Origin of the sequence: Crocinitomix catalasitica ATCC 23190 (assembly GCF_000621625.1) — a bacterium.
GTDB lineage: Bacteria > Bacteroidota > Bacteroidia > Flavobacteriales_D > Crocinitomicaceae > Crocinitomix > Crocinitomix catalasitica.
In genome coordinates this window covers 150,602-172,137 of sequence record NZ_KK211318.1, presented here as the reverse complement: position 1 = coordinate 172,137, position 21,536 = coordinate 150,602, and the positions used below count along the sequence as shown (strand labels likewise).

General features: G+C 34.5%; 21 protein-coding genes. 9 read left to right on the top strand and 12 right to left on the bottom strand.

Annotation, left to right across the window (positions count from 1 at the left end):
- The first annotated feature begins 137 nt into the window (after positions 1-137).
- Together T367_RS0119285 and T367_RS0119280 are read left to right on the top strand one after the other, a co-directional pair.
- Positions 138-899, top strand: a complete 762-nt coding sequence (locus tag T367_RS0119285; RefSeq protein WP_027421299.1) for an SDR family NAD(P)-dependent oxidoreductase — start codon at positions 138-140, stop codon at positions 897-899.
- Positions 900-901: 2 nt separating this feature from the next.
- Positions 902-1,438: a methylated-DNA--[protein]-cysteine S-methyltransferase gene (locus tag T367_RS0119280; protein ID WP_027421298.1), complete on the top strand. Its 537-nt coding sequence runs from the start codon at positions 902-904 to the stop codon at positions 1,436-1,438.
- A 1-nt stretch (position 1,439) separates the two neighbouring features.
- Here the strand turns inward: T367_RS0119280 and T367_RS0119275 are convergent, their stop codons facing one another.
- A complete protein-coding gene (locus T367_RS0119275; protein ID WP_027421297.1) occupies positions 1,440-2,165 on the bottom strand; it encodes a glycosyltransferase family 2 protein in 726 nt (241 codons plus the stop codon).
- A gap of 98 nt (positions 2,166-2,263) precedes the next feature.
- On the opposite strand from T367_RS0119275, the gene T367_RS0119270 reads away from it, so the two are divergent.
- The 3 genes from T367_RS0119270 to T367_RS0119260 all read left to right on the top strand — a co-directional run bounded on the left by T367_RS0119270 (position 2,264) and on the right by T367_RS0119260 (position 5,842).
- The gene (locus T367_RS0119270) at positions 2,264-3,286 is read left to right on the top strand and encodes a hypothetical protein (protein ID WP_027421296.1); all 1,023 of its coding nucleotides are present in this window, start codon (positions 2,264-2,266) and stop codon (positions 3,284-3,286) included.
- Between the two features lie 301 nt (positions 3,287-3,587).
- Positions 3,588-5,363: a right-handed parallel beta-helix repeat-containing protein gene (locus T367_RS0119265; RefSeq protein WP_027421295.1), complete on the top strand. Its 1,776-nt coding sequence runs from the start codon at positions 3,588-3,590 to the stop codon at positions 5,361-5,363.
- 104 nt (positions 5,364-5,467) lie between these two features.
- Positions 5,468-5,842, top strand: coding sequence for a VOC family protein (locus T367_RS0119260; RefSeq protein WP_027421294.1), 375 nt, complete (start codon positions 5,468-5,470; stop codon positions 5,840-5,842).
- Positions 5,843-5,957: 115 nt separating this feature from the next.
- Here T367_RS0119260 and T367_RS0119255 read toward each other — a convergent pair whose 3' ends face one another.
- The 11 genes from T367_RS0119255 to T367_RS0119200 all read right to left on the bottom strand — a co-directional run bounded on the left by T367_RS0119255 (position 5,958) and on the right by T367_RS0119200 (position 15,015).
- Positions 5,958-6,656, bottom strand: a complete 699-nt coding sequence (locus tag T367_RS0119255; RefSeq protein ID WP_027421293.1) for a hypothetical protein — start codon at positions 6,654-6,656, stop codon at positions 5,958-5,960.
- A 70-nt stretch (positions 6,657-6,726) separates the two neighbouring features.
- A complete protein-coding gene (locus T367_RS0119250) occupies positions 6,727-7,095 on the bottom strand; it encodes a TRAP transporter TatT component family protein (protein WP_027421292.1) in 369 nt (122 codons plus the stop codon).
- A gap of 17 nt (positions 7,096-7,112) precedes the next feature.
- The gene (locus T367_RS0119245; protein ID WP_027421291.1) at positions 7,113-7,598 is read right to left on the bottom strand and encodes a Tom20 family protein; all 486 of its coding nucleotides are present in this window, start codon (positions 7,596-7,598) and stop codon (positions 7,113-7,115) included.
- A 39-nt stretch (positions 7,599-7,637) separates the two neighbouring features.
- Positions 7,638-8,696, bottom strand: a complete 1,059-nt coding sequence (locus T367_RS0119240; RefSeq protein ID WP_027421290.1) for an alpha/beta hydrolase — start codon at positions 8,694-8,696, stop codon at positions 7,638-7,640.
- A 102-nt stretch (positions 8,697-8,798) separates the two neighbouring features.
- Positions 8,799-9,158: a DoxX family protein gene (locus T367_RS0119235; RefSeq protein ID WP_027421289.1), complete on the bottom strand. Its 360-nt coding sequence runs from the start codon at positions 9,156-9,158 to the stop codon at positions 8,799-8,801.
- Positions 9,159-9,216: 58 nt separating this feature from the next.
- Complete coding sequence (locus T367_RS0119230) at positions 9,217-10,410, bottom strand: TlpA family protein disulfide reductase (RefSeq protein ID WP_027421288.1); 1,194 nt, start codon at positions 10,408-10,410, stop codon at positions 9,217-9,219.
- 124 nt (positions 10,411-10,534) lie between these two features.
- Positions 10,535-12,181, bottom strand: a complete 1,647-nt coding sequence (locus T367_RS0119225; RefSeq protein WP_051568682.1) for an aryl-sulfate sulfotransferase — start codon at positions 12,179-12,181, stop codon at positions 10,535-10,537.
- Positions 12,182-12,274: 93 nt separating this feature from the next.
- Complete coding sequence (locus T367_RS0119220; RefSeq protein ID WP_027421286.1) at positions 12,275-12,640, bottom strand: hypothetical protein; 366 nt, start codon at positions 12,638-12,640, stop codon at positions 12,275-12,277.
- A gap of 416 nt (positions 12,641-13,056) precedes the next feature.
- Entirely contained in the window at positions 13,057-13,854 is a 798-nt protein-coding gene (locus T367_RS23215; RefSeq protein ID WP_084274495.1) for a DJ-1/PfpI family protein, read from the bottom strand.
- Between the two features lie 8 nt (positions 13,855-13,862).
- Positions 13,863-14,366, bottom strand: coding sequence for a RidA family protein (locus T367_RS0119205; protein ID WP_027421285.1), 504 nt, complete (start codon positions 14,364-14,366; stop codon positions 13,863-13,865).
- Between the two features lie 79 nt (positions 14,367-14,445).
- Entirely contained in the window at positions 14,446-15,015 is a 570-nt protein-coding gene (locus T367_RS0119200; RefSeq protein WP_027421284.1) for a Crp/Fnr family transcriptional regulator, read from the bottom strand.
- A 299-nt stretch (positions 15,016-15,314) separates the two neighbouring features.
- Between T367_RS0119200 and T367_RS0119195 the strand changes: the two genes are divergently transcribed.
- Genes T367_RS0119195 through T367_RS0119180 form a run of 4 tightly spaced genes read left to right on the top strand, consistent with a single transcriptional unit; the run spans position 15,315 to position 21,507 of the window.
- Complete coding sequence (locus tag T367_RS0119195) at positions 15,315-15,806, top strand: GbsR/MarR family transcriptional regulator (protein WP_027421283.1); 492 nt, start codon at positions 15,315-15,317, stop codon at positions 15,804-15,806.
- Positions 15,806-16,933: an efflux RND transporter periplasmic adaptor subunit gene (locus T367_RS0119190; protein ID WP_027421282.1), complete on the top strand. Its 1,128-nt coding sequence runs from the start codon at positions 15,806-15,808 to the stop codon at positions 16,931-16,933. Before T367_RS0119195 ends, T367_RS0119190 begins: the two co-directional genes overlap by 1 nt.
- 15 nt (positions 16,934-16,948) lie before the next feature.
- On the top strand, positions 16,949-20,092 hold the full coding sequence (locus tag T367_RS0119185; protein ID WP_027421281.1) for an efflux RND transporter permease subunit: 3,144 nt from the start codon (positions 16,949-16,951) through the stop codon (positions 20,090-20,092).
- A complete protein-coding gene (locus T367_RS0119180) occupies positions 20,092-21,507 on the top strand; it encodes an efflux transporter outer membrane subunit (RefSeq protein WP_027421280.1) in 1,416 nt (471 codons plus the stop codon). Before T367_RS0119185 ends, T367_RS0119180 begins: the two co-directional genes overlap by 1 nt.
- Positions 21,508-21,536: the final 29 nt, after the last annotated feature.

Sequence of the window (21,536 nt, the reverse complement as noted above, 5' to 3'; positions counted from 1 at the left end):
ATTTGATAAATAATCCTAATCCATTATTATTTACATTCATTTCAAGTTCAGTTCTTTAATTTAAATAATGTAATCTGTCTATCTTTTTAGGAATAAATTAACATATCGTCATTGCTATTTTCTGTAAATTTGAGCGTATGAAAAAAACCGTATTTATTACTGGAGCAACATCTGGTTTTGGTGAAGCTACTGCCAAATTATTCGCTCAAAATGGCCACAACATTATCATTACTGGTCGAAGAAATGAGCGTTTAATAGCGTTGCAAAAAGGCATAGAAAGTTCATACGGTACACAAGTTTTACCACTCTGTTTTGATGTTCGAGATGAGCAAGCCGTTACAGAAGCAATTGCAAGTCTACCAGAATGGTGGAAAAATATTGATATTTTGATCAATAATGCGGGATTAGCAAGTGGTTTAGAACCAATTCAAGAAGGAAGTACTGAAGATTGGGAGAAAATGATCGACACCAACGTCAAAGGATTACTTTTTGTATCCAAAGCAATCATTCCAACCATGACCGCAAATAAAAAAGGACATATTATTAATATTGGATCAACTGCTGGTAAGGAAGTTTATCCAAACGGCAATGTTTACTGTGCTTCAAAACATGCGGTTGACGCAATAACTAAAGGTATGCGTATTGATTTATTACCTGAAGGAATAAAGGTGACACAAATCGCACCTGGTGCAGCGAATACTGAATTCTCTACGGTTCGTTTCCATGGTGATACTGAACGTGCAGATAATGCTTATAAAGGTTATCAACCTATGGTGGCTGAAGATATCGCTGAAGTGATTTATTATACAACTACCCTGCCCGATCATTTGTGTATTAATGATTTAGTGTTAACTTCATTGGCTCAGGCAAATAGTTATGTCATTCACAGAAATGAATAAATATGAAATCAACGCTTTACACTGCTAATTTTAGTACACCGATTGGTGAAATGTACGGACTTGCAACAGATGATGGAATTTGTTTGTTAGAATTTGCAGAGCGTAAAGAGTTGAAAGAGGAAATTGCATCACTAAAGGATTATTTTAAATCTGAAATTCTTGATGATGAAAATGATCATTTACTATTACTACACAAAGAACTACACGATTATTTTAAAGGAAAATTACAAAAATTCACTGTTCCAACTTTATTGATTGGAACGGATTTTCAAGTCAGTGTTTGGGAATCACTCAAATCTGTTCCTTATGCCGAAACTAGATCCTATCTCGAGCAGACTGAATCTATTGGCGAGCCCAATGCTATTCGAGCAGTAGCAACTGCAAATGGGAAAAACAAATTAGCCATTATCATTCCTTGTCACAGAATTATAGGATCTGACGGAAGTTTAACTGGTTATGCTGGTGGAATTGATCGCAAAAGATTTTTACTAAATCTCGAACGTGAAGTTGCTGGGCCAAAAGACCTATTTTCAGCATAAACTATTTTGAACGGAAGAGTCCGTATTTTAGAATACAATAAATGGCTCTAAATCCATCTTTCCATCCAATTTTCTTCCCCTCTTCGTAAGTTCTTCCATAATAAGAAATCCCTACTTCATAAATTCGAATTTTAGGAATACGCGAAATTTTAGCTGTTACTTCCGGTTCAAATCCAAAACGGTTTTCTTTGAGTTTTATACCTTGAATGATGTCTGTTTTAAACATTTTATAACAGGTTTCCATATCCGTTATATTAAGGTTAGAAAACATATTTGATAAAGACGTTAAAAATTTATTCCCAATACTGTGCCAATAAAACAATACACGATGTGGATTACCACCAATAAAACGGGAACCGTAAACAACATCCGCAAAGCCTAATAATATTGGCTTTAATAAGTCATTATATTCATTCGGATCATATTCCAAATCTGCATCTTGAATGACTAAATATTCGCCAGTCGCCTTTGAAATACCAGTGTGTAAAGCAGCTCCTTTTCCTTTATTTTCCTCGTGCTCAAAATACTGAATATTATAATCAGGATGCCCCGCAATATAAGCCATGATTGATTCCTTCGTGTTATCTGTAGAAAAATCATTCACAATAATCAATTCCTTTTTAATATTCCCAGCCAATTCAACTTCTTTTATTTTATCTAAAATCAAATGAATGGTTGGCCCTTCATTAAAAACTGGAATGATGATGGAAAGTTTGTTGATTGTCATTATAATCGTCTTTAAAAGCCTAAAAATAACACTATCTTTACAAAAACATCGAATTTCACTAAAGAGTTATTTTTAAGTCATAAAAAATAAAGAAAAACATGAAATATTTGTTACTGATTCATCCCAATATTTATCGATTTGGCATACCATTATTAATTATCCTAAGTTCGGTACTCTTAGCCGTAAACATCTCGTTTTTTCAAGAGGATTCGAATCTTTTAGCTTTAGGAATCACTTTAGATCTTGTTTTATTATCCCCGTTAGTTTACTTTTTGCTCATTCGTAAATCAAATATTTCAAAATTTACAATTACACCGTTTTTTGTACTTGGTTTAGTCCTGAGTTTCATATTTATCCCAAAAGAAAATCAAGCTGCTTTAAACTTCATTATAACCTATATCCTACCCTTTATTGAATTGTTAATTGCAAGTGTAATCCTCATTCAAATATTAAAAATCCGGAAACATTATCAAGTCAATAAAAAGGAACAACTTAACTTTATTGACACCCTCGAATTGGCAGTATCTAAACAATTCCCTAAAAAAGTAGCTTCCGCTGTAGCCATTGAAGTCGGCATGTTCTATTATGCCTTCTATAAATGGAATAAACCAAAGTATTCAGCTAACGAATTTACTTACCATAAAAACAGTGGAATCCTCGCTATATTAATCGTTTTGTTATTCGTTGCATTCATTGAATTATTTGCTTTGCATCTTTTATTACACTCTTGGAGTATAACAGCAGCTTGGATATTTTCAGGCATTAGTATTTACGGGATTTTTCAGATTTTCGGACTCATAAAATCCATTCCACGTACCCCTATTCAATTTAAAGAAAACACCATTGTTTTTCGGTTCGGAATTTTTCTAAAAACAATAATTCCCTATCAATCTATTCAATCATTCGAATTGACAACGAAGGATTTGCCAGCAGATGATAAATCCTATCAAAAAATAGTCTTCAATGATTATAATATACTATTGCACTTAACTGACCAAGGAACCATACACGGTTTATTCGGTATAAAACGTAAATACCAGCACCTTGCAGTCTCAATCGATGACAAAGAAAAATTTAGTGAAGTGCTGTCTGAAAAATTGAATTTAGATGCATTGGCTTAATAAAAATCTAATTTTAGATTAATTTTTTTTACGATTACTAAAATTTATAGAATTTTATATCTAAAACCCTTGAAATTATTGACTTCTCAATCCTAAACTTCATCTTTTTGATGGCCCATAATTGAATTCAATTTTAAAACAAATCGACATAGCTCAAACCTCCTGTTTTACTGATAATATGAATTCCATTATTCATTAATTTACCAATAGTTATTTTTGACTTTAAAGCCCTTTACTCTAAAAAAGAGAATGCAACTATCTGATTATTCGCTCCGTTTAGCTAGTAATTAAATCTTAAGCTATGAAATATCTTTTACGTATACTAACATTTACTTTTTCATCACTCTTTTTATTAATTTGCAATGCGCAAACATATGTTCCAGGCGGTACATTGGCTTCTGCAAATTGGACGAGTGACGCATCCCCTTACATCATTCAAGGAGATATAGAAATCACAGGTAAATTAAAAGTCGGACCCGGTGTAGACGTTCAAATAGATGGGTATTATCAGATTGTTGTAATTGGTCATTTACAAGTAGATGGAACTGAACTTATGCCGGTATCTTTTTCGGCAGTAGATACCACTGGGTGGCATCTCGACATCAGCACGAGTGGCGGTTGGCGAGGAATTTATGCCAAAGTGAATTATACACCTGACAGTTCATATTTCAAACATTGTTTAATAAAGGATACAAAAAGTAATAATAATGAACTGGCAAACGGTGAAGCTGCATTAAGAGCAGAAAGAGAAATTTTTTTAGATCATTGCGAATTCACACACCATAAACACTATAATCTTACTTATGCCAACCAAGGCGTCATTCTTTGGATGTCATCGGTAATAGAAGATCAAAATACTGTTGTTCAGAATTGTAAGTTTCACAATAATAAAGCCTTTTACAGTGTAATTTTATACAACGGTATTATTGGAGGTACTTTTGAATTAAAAAATAGTCATATTCATCACAATTCAGAAGGTCTTGGCATTAATCTGTTAAATACACATGCGTTAATTGAGAATAATGAATTTGATCATAATGTTGTTACACATCCATTCTCTGCTGTCATTCTCGCTGGTCCCGGAGAACACATCATACGAGGGAATAAAATACATCATAACAAAACCTATAGAACTGCAGCTTTAACATGTTTAGATACCAAAGCAATTATTGAAAAAAACTTAATTTGCAATAATGAAATGACATATGGTAATTGCGGTTTAACAGATGGAGGTGGAGGAATTCATATAGCTGGTTTAAACGGTTGGAGGTATGAAACGCACTACACAGTACGTGATAATATTATTGCGAATAATAAAACAGCTCATTATGCTGGCGGCATATATATACACACTTGTAATGCAGATATTTACAACAACACCATCGTCAATAATTTCGCAGAAACCGGATATTCAGCAGGAATAAATGTTTATGGTACTGGAATATTAAATTTGCACAACAATATAATTACAGGAAACGAAAATGCTGCAGGATCTTCAAGACAGCTATCAATTTTAGCCCCTGTTGAGCTACATTTTAATCATAATTATTTAGGCACTTCAGTTTATGAATCCTTAGCATACAACGAGGATTTTGATTGTGATACATTAAATTGTGTGACAGATACTGAAGTTAATTTCGTCAACCCAACTTTAACAAGTGATTTTACAGAAGATGCCACCACAAAGAATTTTGCATTGCAGCCTTCTAGTAGTTGTATTAATGCAGGAAGTATGGAATATACATTTGTAGGACATACTGATTTCTCTTACAGTCCTAGAGTACAAGGTGAAAGTATTGATATAGGGGCAATAGAATATTTTAAAACGGTGAATACAGGTTTAACGGCCGTAAATAAACCTAGTCTCCACATATATCCGAATCCACATAATGGCCAATTTACTTTAACAGGTTTATCTGATGCCGCAATTGTAACAATGTTTAGTCTAACAGGGAAAAAAATTGGTTCATTTTATGGTCCTCAATCTCCTGACTATTCACATATAGAACCAGGTGTATATGTATTACAAATTGAGGCAGATGGGAACATCAATTCTCTTAAGGTTATTAAAAAATAGAGGGCTTCATTACTTGTCGTTCATCAATCCAGTCGTAGATATCATAACAGATTGGGGGATCCATTCTATTCATTTGAATATATTTGTTACACAATAAATAATTCATGAAGTTTAGACTTGCCCGGCACACCAATTTTCTCGACCCGATAATCATCTTTTATACCCAAGTATTAGGTATGGAATTAAAAGGCAAGTTCGAAAAACATGCAGGTTATGATGGTGTCTTTATTGGACCTGTAAATGCTGATTGGGAATTGGAGTTCACCGTTTCGTGGGAACAGCCATTACATCGTCCCGACGAGGATGACGTTTTAGTATTTTATCCAAAAAATAGTGAGACCTTCGAGTTGATTGTCAAAAAGCTAAAACATGCCAATATCAAACCTTCAAAACCCAAGAATCCCTATTGGCAATTGAATGGAATTATGGTGCTAGATCCCGATGGATATGGCGTTGTTATCGTTCGGCCGACTATTTAGGGGCGTCTCCCAATCGAATTGGGAGTCGGGCTCTCCAGCGTCGCTTTGCTAAAAAAGCAAGAGCTCCACAATGCTTCCTATCCCTTAGCCGAAAGGAACTAAAAAATTCACAACCTCAACATATTAATAGTAAACGGTGTTCTCCTTTTTTCTCTACCGGAGCGCGGTGAACACAAGGCTGCACCAGACTTTCAGGATGATCAACAGCTAACCTCCACAAATTACCTACTCCTAAGTTGGTAGGTTGAGCATTTGGCTTAACTTGGTAATGTAAATCAAAGAAAAACTCAGTTAAAAAAGATTCAAAACCTTCATCTACTCCATCATATAGTTTTTTGAGTTCAGCACGAATTTCTGGCACTAATATTTTTTGTTCTGCTTGTGCATTGGCCATAATTTCACTCGCAGCGCCATAATAGGTGCATAAAAAAGTATCAACAGGAATTGGAGAGCGATCGACGTGATAAGAATAAACATCCGTTGGGAATGGCGGATAAGCATCATCGCGTTCATAATACTTAATCATATTTAAAATCGGAGATCCGCCATGCGCTGTCAATACTTTCATGTCATTTAAAAGAATGTCACGCGCAAGCTGCCCTTGTGCACTCAAATCAAGTCCGAGAAGTTCATCTTGATCAATTTCCGCCATGTTTTCGTCTAGGCTAATCTTTTCAATAATCTCTGAAAAATCACCGATCAGTTCCCGTGTCCAACATAGCGCATTAACCTCATCTTTAAAGGGCGTGTTAACTAGTTCTTGAAAATTTTTAACACATCGAATTTGATTCTCAGCATGTGATAAATCTACCATAAAGGGCAATATTAGTATTTAAAATCGTTGAATAACAACGTGAGATTCACTATCCTTTTTGTTTTAAGAATTATTTCTTTCCTGCCAACATTTTCCACGCATCCTCTTGAAAATAAACATTCCAAGGATAAGTATTCCCTTCTTTACTTGGGTTTTGAGCAATTACCCACTGTAAATCGGACTCAAATTCGGCCATTTCACCAGTTAAATCATAAAGATATTTAGCTCTTCCCCAACGATGAATCAAATAATTGGGCCCAATTTCAATTGCTTTTAAAAATTCATTAGCAGCCAATGGTTTACTACCTCCAAATTTTGCTGGTACAGCAATATAATACAAAGCTCTCGAAAAATAATTTGCACCTCCAAACCAAGTAGAATCTAATTCATCAATCCTTTGAATCATGGCGTTATTTTCAATAATTATGTCCGTATTCATTAATCTACCAAGCGGTTTTAAACACTCTTTAAAATAATAAAACCTGCCGTATACCAATTGCCCATTGCATCAACCTCATTGACAGATAGTTTGTCAAAGGCATTTGGAACCTCATCTACATTATTTAGTTCGTTCGAAAAATCCTCGTTTACACTCATTGCTTTCTCACAATATTTAATTGCCTCACGGTAGTAAGTTTTCTTGTCTTTAACTTTGTTAGCGTAAGCTGCTCCCATTAAAATATTGTAATTCCCAATATTCCATAATGCCTCATAATTATTAGGATCTGCTTGTTCTACTTTTTTAAAAGCATCAATAAGCAATTGTAAACGTTCTGCCGTTCCAGCTGTCGATTCAATTTCATAAGCTTCGGCTAATAATTCAGCAACGTTTTCAGAATTATTCTTTTCGTTAAACGCCCCCCATCCAGGTTTAAAATTGACACAAGACGCCAAGCTAGCCATCAAACTAAAAATGATTAATCGACCAATATATTTATTCATGTTCTTCATTTTATTCTTTATTTAAATCTCTAGTGCGTATTAAAAGACGATATCAAAACCAACACCTTTTTTACTTAAAATAAATTGATTTTGTTGAGAAAAATCAATTTCTAAACCGTGAAAAGAATCTGAATAGAAGCTGCGTATATTCTCGCTTTCATTCGGAATATTGCCTATAAAATAAGTATGTGTTGTTCCAGTTGGAAAACGGAAGCCTACAGCTTTTGAAAACTGAACATAATTTGCGTTCTTAGCGATTGGTAGTTTCGCTTTCTCCCCTAATTGATTGCCACTTCTTGAAAATATATGAAGTCCTTTTAAATTAAAGTCCGACTTATTATTCGTTATATAAATTCTTTTCTGCAAAGCAATCTTCTCGACCCACGCCTTGTGTTTTTTTTGATTTACTGCTGCCGAATTGATAATTATATTTTCGAATATAATCTCGTGCTCTATTTCTTCAGTAGCATCGTTCACTATATTCTCCAGGTATAAATTTCCAAGACTATGCAATAACATTGATAATTTAGCCTGCTCTTCAAAAGCTTTATTTGATTTTTTAAAAACATCCATAAAACTCAATAGTTCATTAAAATGATGCATCGATTTTAACACATTTCGCTTGGAGTTATTCAAATTTTTTAAGCCTGTTAAATCTTTAACCTTACTCGGCCAACTGAAAACAATCACATTAATATTATGTGTTTTTTGAATTTTAAAACCTCGCTTCACTGATTGTTCGTATGTTTTACTATCACCGTGTACAAAAAGTAACCAATCAGAGGTTTTAAGACAGACCTGTGTCATAAAATCATCATAGGTTAACGCGTGACTGACAGTTTCTTCAGATTCATTTAAAGTGACGCTTAAATACACAAGTGATGCATTTTCATTCACCTGATTACTAAAGTATAAATCTTCGCGTGTTGAATCTACAGTTCTGTTGGTGACAACATAAAGTGTATCTCCACTCCTTAAATCGTTAAACGAATCGGAAGTATTCGACTGAGCATGAAATGAATGAATACAGAAAAGTAAAACAAGAATAGCCTGGATTGAAAAAATTTGGTTGCTGCTTATATTTGGAGTGAGTTTCATATTGATTCAATACTATTTTAAAGTTTGGGAACAGTATTCGTATTCAATATACCTACTTTTCAACTTAATATCGCACAGTTTACAAAGATATTACCTGAGAATTTAAATGTACAGTTTATTCATATAAATATTTGAAATAATCAAAATCCCCATTAGAATAAAAAGTAAAATCATTATTCCAATAGAATCTTTGTGTGCAATATGGGCAACAACTGCAGTTACTAGAAATAAACCAACACCTGCATAAGTCCATTCTTTTACTGGCAAGGATGTAAAAGTAAATGGCAATAATAATATAATAGCTGCAATCAGTTTCAATACGGCTAATTCTATTCTGAAAAAATCAGGAAAACCTAAATCTTTTATTCCATCAATCGTGCTTTTACTAAACAAATAGGTATAAGAACTTAAGAATAGAAATGCAGAAATTATTAAAGTAGATGACCAATATATTGTTTTCATAGTTACTGCTTATTAAATATTTTTACTCCTTTATTAACCTTCTAAAATGAATCAACTTTTATGGTTTCATTAAAAATTGGTTGTCTTTACTTTTATCCTCTTTTATTATTTTCCAAAAATTCGTTTTACGGGTCTCCTTTTTAAGCACTATTCCATATTCCTTTTCAAGTGTTGCTATTGCTTTTTCAAAATCATCCATACGCAATTTAATATCATATCTAATTTCACTCGATTTTTCAATTATTATTAATTGACCGTAATTGTTTTCTAAAAAATCTTTCAACCCCTCTATAGTTACACTTCGAGCCTCCCAATACTTTCGATTCGAAGATGCACCTGCATTTTGATGTTTGGTAACATGTTCACTTAACAATGAATTATTTGCTACCTCTAAAACACTCACGGTAGTATCTTTTTCTATTTCTAATAATTCAAAACCCAACTCTTGTGGTATTAAAACCTTTACCATTTCAATACAATTTGCTTCAGTTGTGATTTTTTTATCAGCATTTAAAGTCAAATCATAACATGTCTTTAATAAAACTGAATCCTTCGTAAGGATCCTTGATTTATTGATCTCATATAAAGTTTTAAGCATAGTTTCTAGATCATAATTCAATATGTTAATCTCAAAAGGATAAAAGTGCATATAGCTTAACTTCCCCATCTCAAGAAAATGTTCCTGCATTGTAAAAGTATAAGCCGAATTCTCTACAGGAACTTCACCATTGTTTATATTCAAGTTAACTGTTTTTGTTTCTCGACCCAATGATTCATATATTACCTGCTCATCAATATGTGTTGTGTGACCTTGCCATATTATTATCCCCTCCTCATTAATCAGATAAGCTTCAGGAAAACAAGAAACTTCATAAGCATCAATAATTCTTCTATCAGGGTCGGAACCAACAGGATAATTCATGATCATTTTATCTAAGAATTTATCAATCTCTTCTGGTTTGTCAAATGTGATAGATAGAAATTCTATTTCTGGAAATTGTTTGGATAAATGATTTAATTTAGGAATAGAGGCCACACAAGGTGCGCACTTTATGAACCAAAAATCAAGGAGAATAATTTTACCCGTTAAGTCGTTTGGCGTGTTTTTCCTGTCAATCAATTTAATTTTAGGATCTATCCAATTTTCAAGTTCAATTGGCGGCGCTTTTTGCCCAACTTTGTCTGGATTACATTGAGCAGTGCCTATAGAAGCATAAACAATCAATATGATTATTAAAATCGTATTTTTCATGTAGGTAGTTAGGTGTGAATCAAATATACAACTTCTCTACCGATATATTTAAGTGCATTAGATTATACTATTGGTCAATAACCCCAATTTTTCCGTATCAAGGCTACTTATAGTGAATACTATTTTACTTTTCAATTATTATTTTTCTAGTCGAATACTGCCCATTTTCAAACAATAGCTTTGAAAGATAAACGCCATTTTGAAGTTGCGAGGTGTTTATTAGGATGCTTTTTTCAGTTGTAAATTGCTCAATAACTACCGCTCCTATCATATTATAAATAGTGATTGAGTTGAATTGGTCACTCGCAGCTATTGTAATACTATTTTTAGCTGGATTGGGATATAATGAAGTTTCTATTTCAAACGATTCGTCATTTATTCCCGTAGTGAATAAATCGCAAATAAATGTCGACCCACTTTCGATATAACCTTCGGGTGTTAATGTATGCCCACCGAATCCACTATAATCGACAGGATATCTATAAGTTCTAAAAACCATATTCTGTGTTACAGGACTGCCTTGTGCGATAATTCCTGTATTGGTAACGGGATTTATATATTCCCATACGATCGCTCCACTATAATCAACTTCAAAAAACTTTCCTTCCGGACCATTACAAATGAGTGTATTTCCATTGGGTAATCTTTCTGCTCCAGAAATATTTGATGCATAAAAATCAGTTGGTGTGATAGATCTATAAGTCCAATGAAAACTTGAAGGGGCATACGCTGAACCATCGTAAGTATAATGACCACCAATTTCAATAGGCGGATTTATGATGTTTACTTCCGAATAGTTTGCAGGAGAACCTGCTTGGTTATTAAACACCATTATCATTCCTCCATCAGTTAATGCATCAGCTATCCAATGTGCATCATGTTGTTTAAACAGTAATTGGTCAGCTGCTGTTCCTTGGTTATATGTTTGAGGATTCCCCCAGCGATACAATAAATCTCCTCCTTTACCATAATCACCACCTGCATGTCTGGCTGCTTGAGTTGTACTTGTGGAATGATCAATAATCCAAATTTCACTAAAGCTATGACTACTTAATATAATCTGATCTAATTCAACATTGTAATCAATTGAATTCATATGTAGCCAATCTTCATTCATTGGAGCGCCAGATGTAAAATTAATATCTAACAATTCGGGGGAATCTGCTATTGTACCGAAATTAGCTTTTGTGATATCGAAATCTTGTACTAAATGATCCCATGCATTCCATTCCCAAACAATTGTTCCACCACCGTCTATTAAATTGGGTTGTATTTCTATTATTTTTTCAGACCAAATAGTAGCACCTACTATATTCCGCCCAGCATCTATTGCTGCTGTTGATGTTTTAGCATCCCACACAATCGCTAAAATATTTCCGTTGGGCAAATATTCAATATCATGATGTTGACATTCGGTATCCGAAGAGATGGTATACTCCCAAATAATATTCCCGTCCCAATATAACAGCTCTATTCCACCGCCAGAACCGCCGGCTGTAAATGTAGAATTATTCGTATTTCGGGTTCTTAATAGCGTTCCATCTTCTAAGAAATAAGCTGAAAGTCCCGGTCTATAATCAGAATTCCAGCTATGTACTTTTTCACCACAATTATCAATTAAATAGGTTGTGGTATTGGTTATAGGCGCGAATAATGTATAACCATTGTATGCGTCGATTGTATTTGAAAATAATCCGACTGTTTGCTGCCCAAATAACGTAGTATTCGCAAGTAAAATAACTATTAAATAAATCGTTTTTAAGGTCTTCATTTTATTATTTATTAAATGTCAGCGTTAAGACTTCAAATAAGATGAATAGTTTAATCTCAATGACAGAATACCTTCCCTAATTCCTGTTTTTAATCATTCTTCGCATTCACCTGTGATAAGATTTACAGAACGCGCAAGCGCAAAAGAGACCTGCATTGCGTCCATGTCCCACTTTGGTGTTAAAACTTCGGAAGAAAAGACAGGACAGTCATCACAATCCTGATCTATGCGCCAAAACCCTTTATAAAGTTTTACTTTTACACATCTAGAGCTGCCATTACCCGGCATTGACATCCATTTTTTTTTCTCTAGAATAACGATTGTGTATTGACCATCGGGACTTGTAGATGAAGCGATTTCAATCGATGCAAATTTGGAATAGGCTTTTACACCAAATATTCCTCCGAATAGTACAATTATGACTATTAATAGGATTGTTTTTCTTGTTTTTCTGCTCAAATTAATACTTTTTTAGCAACACAACCAATATAAAAATACAGGGTTGACCTATTCTTGCTTTTCGTTCATATTTATTTCTCGGACTTAGATATCTAAGTATGTCTAACATATTTTAAACTGCCATCCTTTTGATATTCTCGAATGCAATGTTCTTTGGAAGCTCCACATTTTCATAATTAATAACTTCACATTTTTGTTGACCCGCTTTGTTGTACTTTTTAAACTCATTTAGTTTGATGCCCATGTTTTAAGGTATCATGTTTAGGATAAATAACAGGAATATTTTTAGGTTCATAACCTTCCCCAAATCTATAAAGAAAAATATGATGCAAATAATAATTATACATTTTATGTGTTTTGCTATTGCTATCTTACAATACCTTCAAATTTTCATCTAGATAAGTAATTTTAAGATCTTAATGATTAGCAACCGCATACTCGTTGAGCGCCTCTAAATAAAGTGTGTTAAAGTAACCGCTTGAAAAAGGATTCTGGCTGGTTACTAAATTTCTATCCTTTACTGCATAATTTGCCTTGGGTAAACCACTGCTATATTTCAATCCTAATTTTCTTAATTGTTTCGCTATTTTTCTTTTCGTAGGCTTACCTTTCATTATGAATTTTTCAATAACGTACTCCTCGAATGGGGAGACCGAATTGACTTTAAAACCGATGTATGGATTTTCTTCCTTTGGTATCGTTAAAATAAGACTCGGCGCATGACAAATCAAACCAGTTGGCTTTTGCGTTTTTGCAAATTGTTTCAAAAGAATTGGGATATTTTTATTTTTTATTAAATCGATCATTAAACCTTGCCCTCCTGGAATAATTAAACCGATATAATTCTCATGATTTTTAATGGCCTTTGCAAGCGTAACAGGAGCATTAAAGCCAGTGTCTTTCGTTACAAAATGTATTGCCTGATTCTTTATTTCGAGATTGTCCAACCAATATTTATCGTTGATACTTTCCTTATCAATTGTGGCAACTACACCATTCGGCGTTGCGAATTCTATTACGTATCCATTTTCTAAAACAGATTTATATGCCAAATAGAATTCATTTAAAAAGACACCCGTTTGTCGCGTTTTTTGTCCTTTATTCAATGCTAAAGTGTCTGCGGCACTTAAAACAAATAACACCTTTTTGTTTTGAGCGATTAGAGAAGAATTTGTCATCATTGCGAATATTAAAAGTAAAATTATCGTCTTCATTTTTAATATTATTTAGCTGCAATAATTTCAATCTCAATCAGGCAATTTGGAGCTGTTGCCAATACAGGTAATGGTACAATAGTACTCGCAGGGAAATCTTTTACCCTCCACTCTTTAGCTGCTACATTAATAAGTATCTCTTTTTTCGCCGGCGTAAAATCAACAATATAAACGGTTTGTTTCACCACATCATTAATTGATAATCCCACTGCTGCTAAGGCCTTTTTAACATTAGAAACAGTTTGCTTCACTTGTCCTTCAAACGCTTTGGAAACTAATTCACCATTCGTATCTGATGCCCATTGACCTGAAAAATAATAGATTTTTTTCCCTTCGGGTACGCTTACAATATGCGAAAAACCATTGTTCTTTGGATTAAATAAGTCCTTAGGATTGATAAAAGTGTTTTCTTTTCTTGTCATTACATTCTTTTTTTGAGTGTTTGAATCTTGTGACTTTGCACACCCTAACAAGAGTAGTATTATACAAAGCATCATTATTCTTCCAGTCATCTGTTCATATTTAAATTATATGACAAAGGAAGTACACAATTGATTCGTATACATTTACATATGTAAAGAAAACTAGGCTTTACTTTTTTTGACTTCTAATGCGACTTAATTGCGTTGGAGTTATACCTAAGTATGAAGCAATATGGTATTGGGGAATGATTTGTTCTAATTGAGGATATTCTTCCTGAAAAATAGCATAGCGTTGATTGGCTTCCAATAAAACAATTTCTACTTCACGTTTTTCTTTGTCGACAAAATAGCCTTCCGCTATTTTTCTTAAAAGCCTTTCTAAATCTTGATGCTTATCTAGTAAATCTAATATACTTTGATAATTTCCAACCAACAATTCGCAATCAGTTAAAGCTTGTTGATTTATACTATTGGGAAGATTCGATACCAAAGAGGAATAGCCACCAACCATCGTATTATTTATAAAAAAATGCTTATTGTATTCAACACCATCCTTATTTCTATAAAAAGCTCGAATCACACCATTTTTCAAGAAGCCAAATACTTTCGTGACTTTACCAGCTTCAATAAAATACTCCCCTTTTTTTAATGAATATTCACTAAAAATATTCTTAACAGCATCCCAAGTATCCTCTTGAATGGGAGAAATGGCATTAAAATATTTGTATAAATCGTTCAAATTGAGATGATTTTAATGTTGACTATGATTTGGTAAATGTAGTTTTTTTGTTCGTTTACTGAAACATGCTTCGCTTGTAAATATCAAATTCATTCTCGGCTACCTCAAGGGTATAAAAAAAAATACTGGAATAGAAACCTGTATTAAAATGGATTAAGAGCATTACTCGACAAGAATTTAAATTTTAACAAATATATAACTTCGTTTAGTCCGGTTAAAACCGAACTAACTTATAACTTTGCATCTGTTATTTAGTATTTGGGTAAAATAAATACAGAAAACATAGAAAAAAAACAGCAATGGAAAAGAATGTTTGCAAAATAAAAATGGGCCTAGTGGAGAAGCTAGGTGTCCATCTCGAAAATAGAGAGCAATTGGCCCCTGTCGCTGCACGTATTTTATCTTACGTAATTCTTACAGGAAAAAAGGGAAGTACTTTTGAAGATATGGTTGCTGTTCTTGGTGCAAGTAAAAGTACAGTATCAAGTCATCTCCAACATCTTCAAAACTTGCAAAAAATCGAATACTTTACGAAGACCGGGGATCGAAAAAAATACTTTATAATCGATAAAGACATGGTTGTTCACCATATTGATAGTATGATGCAACAATGGAGTGAAACAAAACAACTTCACTTAGAAATCAAAGAATACAAAGAAGTGATCAATAGCGAATTCATTGGTGACGAATCAGAAAAATTCGATTTAAACTTCCATAACGATTACATCAAATTTCTAGACGGAGCGACTGCTTCAGTAGAAGAATTAAGAAAAAAATTAATAGAAAAATAATGAGCCACAAAAAAATAATATCGGCATTAGTACTTGGACTAGTTTTGATCCTTCAAAGTTGTTCGGCTGAGCAAGAGAATAATACAAAAATGGCGCCTGCTCCTACTTTTCCGGTTTCGCAAATAGAAACAAAAACGGTTACAGGTTTTGAAGAATATCCAACCAGTTTAGAAGGAATTGTAAATAGTGATGTGCGTGCAAAAATACCAGGTTATATTCAAGCTGTTTTAGTAGATGAGGGAGAAAAAGTACGAAAAGGACAGGTTTTATTTAGACTAGAAACGCAAACATTGAGTCAAGATGCTGGAGCAGCTAAAGCAAGAATCAATGTAGCACAAGTTGAAGTCGATAAATTGATTCCCCTTGTTGAAAAGAATATCATTAGCGCCGTTCAATTAGAAACAGCAAAAGCTAATTTAGCACAAGCCAAAGCCAATTACAGCAGTATTTCTGCAAATATTGGATATGCCACTGTAAAAAGTCCAGTTGATGGTTATGTAGGAACGATAAACTACAGAGAAGGTTCTTTGGTGAGTCCTAATGATGTCAACCCTTTGACAACTTTGAGTGATATCAGTAAAGTATATGCTTTCTTTAGTTTAAACGAAGTACAATATTTAGACTTTCTTGAAAACGCAGAAGGAAAAGATGTAGCTGAGAAATTAGCAAAATTTTCGGCTGTTAATTTGATTCTTGCCAATGGCAGTGCATATGCCGAAAAAGGAAATATACAAACCAGTTCTGGACAAATTAATTCGAAAACAGGAACGGTAAGTTTGAGAGCTATATTTGACAATCCCAACCAATTATTAACGAATGGCAACAGTGGAACGATTCAAATTCCAAGTGTATATGAAAATGCAACTGTAATTCCACAAGCGGCTACTTACGAGCAACAGGGGAACATCATGGTGTTTAAGGTTGATGATACCAATAAAGTTACCACTGAAATAGTAAAGGTAAAAGCGAGTATCGATAATCTATATGTATTAGAGTCAGGCTTGGAGAGTGGCGATAGAATTGTTGTTGCAGGTGTTGGAAAATTGAAAAATGACATGGTTATCAATCCCGAAATAACGTCTTTTAAGGATGTAATTCAACCTATTGAAACTTTATTTAAAAACTAAATTCCCCCATTCATAATGTTAAAAAAGTTTATTGAAAGACCGGTATTGTCTACCGTTATTTCTATTATTATATTAATTCTTGGGGCCATCAGTGTAACAAGTTTACCGATTGAAGAATATCCAGATATTGCCCCACCAACCATTAAGGTAGTCGCCAATTATCCTGGAGCGAATGCCGAAACGGTATTGGAAAGTGTTATCATTCCTATTGAAGAGCAAATTAACGGTGTTGAGGGAATGACTTATATCACTTCAACTGCATCGAACAATGGTACTGCAGAAATTACGGTTTATTTTGATCAAGAAATGGATGCAAATATTGCTGCTGTTAACGTTCAGAACCGCGTTGCTGCTGCTAATCCTTTATTGCCTGCAGAGGTAATTCAAACGGGTGTTACAACCAAAAAGCAAGAGACCAGTGCTTTGATGTTTGCCGCTATGTATTCAGAAAGCGATAAATACGACGCTACATTCATTCAAAACTACTTAAAAATAAATGTAATTCCGGCGATGCAACGAATCAATGGCGTTGGAGATGTAAGTTTATTCTCACAACAGGATTATGCCATGCGAATCTGGTTGAAACCAGAAAAATTAGCTGCTTACAACTTAATTCCTTCGGATGTTACTGCAGCTTTAAAAGAACAAAATTTAGAGGCTGCTGCCGGAGCACTTGGTGAGAATAACGGACAAGCATTTTCTTATATTTTAACGTATAGCGGTCGATTTAAAAAAGAAAATCAATACGCCGATATCGTGATTAAAGCATTGGGGAATGGTGAATACCTGCGCTTAAACGACATTGCCACTATCGAATTGGATGCCCAGTCTTATGCTTCTAATGCGATGAGTTTAGGTAATCCAGCGGTGTTTATGGGGATTTTTCAAACGAAAGGTTCCAACGCCAAAGTTATTATAGAAAATATTAAAGCGACCTTGGAAACGGTAAAGAAAGACTTGCCAGAAGGATTGGATGTTTTCATTCCTTACGACACGAGTTTGTTTTTGAATGCCTCTATTGAAAAGGTGATCATGACCTTGTTAGAAGCTTTTGTTCTTGTCTTTTTAGTTGTATTTCTTTTTCTACAAGATTTTAGATCGACTTTAATTCCGGCGCTTGCTGTGCCTGTATCCATTATTGGAACCTTCTTCTTTTTGAGTGTTTTTGGGTATTCGATCAACCTTTTAACCCTGTTTGCATTGGTATTGGCGATTGGAATTGTTGTGGATGATGCCATTGTGGTTGTTGAAGCGGTTCACGCCAAGTTGGACGAAGGGATTAAAGATCCAAAAGCAGCGACAGTTACGGCAATGGGCGAAATATCAGGCGCCATTATATCAATTACATTGGTCATGGCGGCAGTATTCATCCCTGTCACATTTGTGACTGGTCCAACGGGTGTTTTCTACGAACAATTCGGGGTCACCTTAATTATTGCGATTCTAATTTCTGCCGTAAATGCATTGACTTTAAGTCCTGCTCTATGTGCTTTATTATTAAAACCACACAAAGAAGACGCTGAACTAAAAGACAAAGGACCTTTAAAACGTTTCTATACCTTATTCAACCGTGGCTTTAATGCAACGGTTAATAAGTACGGTCAATCCCTTCATTTTTTATACAAAAAAAAATGGATCCCTGCTTTATTATTGGTTTTAGCATTGGTTGGAATTTTCTGGTCATCTGCAACAACACCTACAGGATTTGTACCAAATGAAGACAGAGGAATTATTTTCGCAAATATTGAATTACCAGCAGGTGCATCTTTAGATAGAACGAGTGCAGTAGCTAAAGATTTGTACAATAAAATATCTAATGTCGATGGAATTGTCGGTGTAAATTTAATTCGAGGACGTAGTTTATTGAACGGTTCTGGAAGTAATTATGGGTTTGGTATTATCAAATTAAAAGATTGGAGTGAACGTACGGATCCTGAATTGTCAGCCGATGCAATTAGCAAGAAATTATTTGGAATTGTTGCGGGTATTCCTGAGGCAAATATCATCTTCTTTTCTCCGCCTAGTATTCGTGGATTCGGTAACTCTTCTGGTTTTGAAATAAACCTATTGGATAAATTTGGTGGTGAGTTTAAAGATTTGGATATCGCGAATCAAGAGTTTGCTGCTGCCTTAACAAAACATCCAGAAATTAAATACGCACAATCTTCATTTAGTACGGAATATCCACAATACGAAATGGAAGTCAATGTTCCTTTGGCCAAAGAAAAAGGTGTTCCAGTAAATAGCATTTTCTCCACTTTACAAGGATATATTGGCGGTGTTTACGCATCTGACTTTTCTCGCTTCGGGAAACAATTCAGAGTTTACATTCAAGCTTTACCAGAAGACAGAGCAGATGTGAATGCTTTAAATAGTATGTATGTAAAAACTGAAACAGGTGAAATGACACCTATTACCCAATTTGTAACTTTAAAAAGAGTCTACGGACCTCAATCCGTAACACGATTCAACCTGTTTAACTCTACCAAATTAACAGGTGCGACAAACGATGGTTTCAGTACAGGAGATGCTATTAAAGTGATTGAAGAAGAAATAGCGAAATTACCAAGTAATTACACCGTTGCTTATTCAGGATTGACACGTGAAGAAGTAAGTGCGGGGAATCAAACAACATTCATTTTTATCTTGAGTATTTTGTTTGTGTATTTCTTATTGAGTGCACAATACGAAAGTTATTTATTGCCATTTGCGGTTATATTCTCTATTCCTTTCGGTGTATTTGGGGCTTATATCAGTACGAAGTTATTCGGATTGGAGAACAATATCTACTTCCAAATCGCCTTAATCATGTTAATTGGTTTGCTGGCCAAAAACGCCATTCTAATCGTTGAAATTGCGCTGCAAAAACGACGACAAGGAGAAAGTATTGTCGAAGCAGCTATCGACGGAGCTAAATCACGTTTACGCCCTATCCTAATGACATCATTCGCCTTTATTCTAGGTTTGATGCCTTTGGTATTGGCAAAAGGCGTTGGTTCGGAAGGGAATCGCTCTATCGGAACAGGTGCCGTTGGCGGATTGCTAATTGGAACCATTTTAGGTGTATTCGTCATTCCTATTCTATTTATATTATTTCAGTGGTTACAAGAGAAATTCTCAAGTAAACCTGCTGTACAAACGATTGAAGACAAGCAATAATGAAAGCAATGAGAACAATAAAATATATGCGTAAAGGAATTGTGTTTGTCGTATTAATTGGAACGCTACAAAGTTGTTTAGTCGCTAAAGACTATGAGCGTCCAGAAATAACGATAACGGATTCACTTTATCGAACAGATAATTTATCAGCAGATACTAATTCGTTGGCTGATGTATCTTGGAAAACCCTTTTTACGGATCCCGAATTGCAAAATTATATTGCAGAAGGATTGGAAAACAATATGGATGTTCGAATTGCCATTCAGCAAATGATCGCAAGTGAAGCTTATGCTAAACAAGGAAAAGCAGGTTATTTGCCAACAGCAAATGTAGGCGTAAACGGATCCCATCAGGAATTTTCAGCGAATAGTCAATTTGGTTCTATTTTTAGTGGCGGTCTGAACAGTTTCGATATTACAGGAAATGTATCCTGGGAAATTGACCTTTGGGGTAAAATTAGAAGTCAACAAAGAGCAACACAAGCAGCATATTTACAAAGTTATGCAGGACATCAAGCCATTAAAACACGTTTGATTTCTAATATTGCCAGCACGTATTACAACCTCTTGGCATTAGATGCGCAACTGGAAGTTACACGGGAAACGATTGCTTCTAGAGAGAGCAGTGTAGCTACAATTACGGCTTTGAAAGATGCTGGGCAAGTTACACAGGTTGCGGTCGACCAAAATATAGCACAATACAATAGTGCACGCGCTTTAGAAGTAGATCTTGAGACTGCGATTTTTAAGACAGAAAATAAATTGAGCATTCTTTTGGGTAGACCAGCACAAGGTTTTGAAAGAGGAAGTTTAGACGCACAAGAAATAGATCAGGAATTAAATCAAGGTGTTCCAGCTGCTTTGTTAAGCAATAGACCAGATGTATTGGCTGCTGAATATAATTTAATTCAAGCTTTTGAAATGACGAATATTGCGCGGACCAATTTTTATCCTTCTTTGGCTTTAACTGCTTCTGGAGGATTCCAAAGTATAGAATTGGACAAATTACTGAGTGTAAATTCTTTATTTGCAACAATTGCTGGTGGATTGACACAACCGCTGTTGAACCAAAGAAAATTAAAAACGGAAAAAGAAGTCGCTTTAGCGAATCAGGAACGCGCATTATTGGAGTTTAAAGAGACTTTACTTATTGCTGGAAATGAAGTTTCGAATGCCTTGTATACTTATCAGAACGAATCGAAAAAAATGGTTTTTCGTGAGAATGAAGTGGCTGCATTACGAACAGCAGAATCGAACTCAGAAGAATTATTAAAAAGTGGTTTCGCGAATTACCTGGATTTATTAACAGCACGACAAAGTGCTTTAAATGCAGAGATCAACAGTATTAATACCAAACTTCAACAATTAGAGTCGGTTGTCAATTTATACGAAGCCCTTGGAGGCGGTTGGAAATAAATAGGTCCTATTCAGTTTTAATACTACCT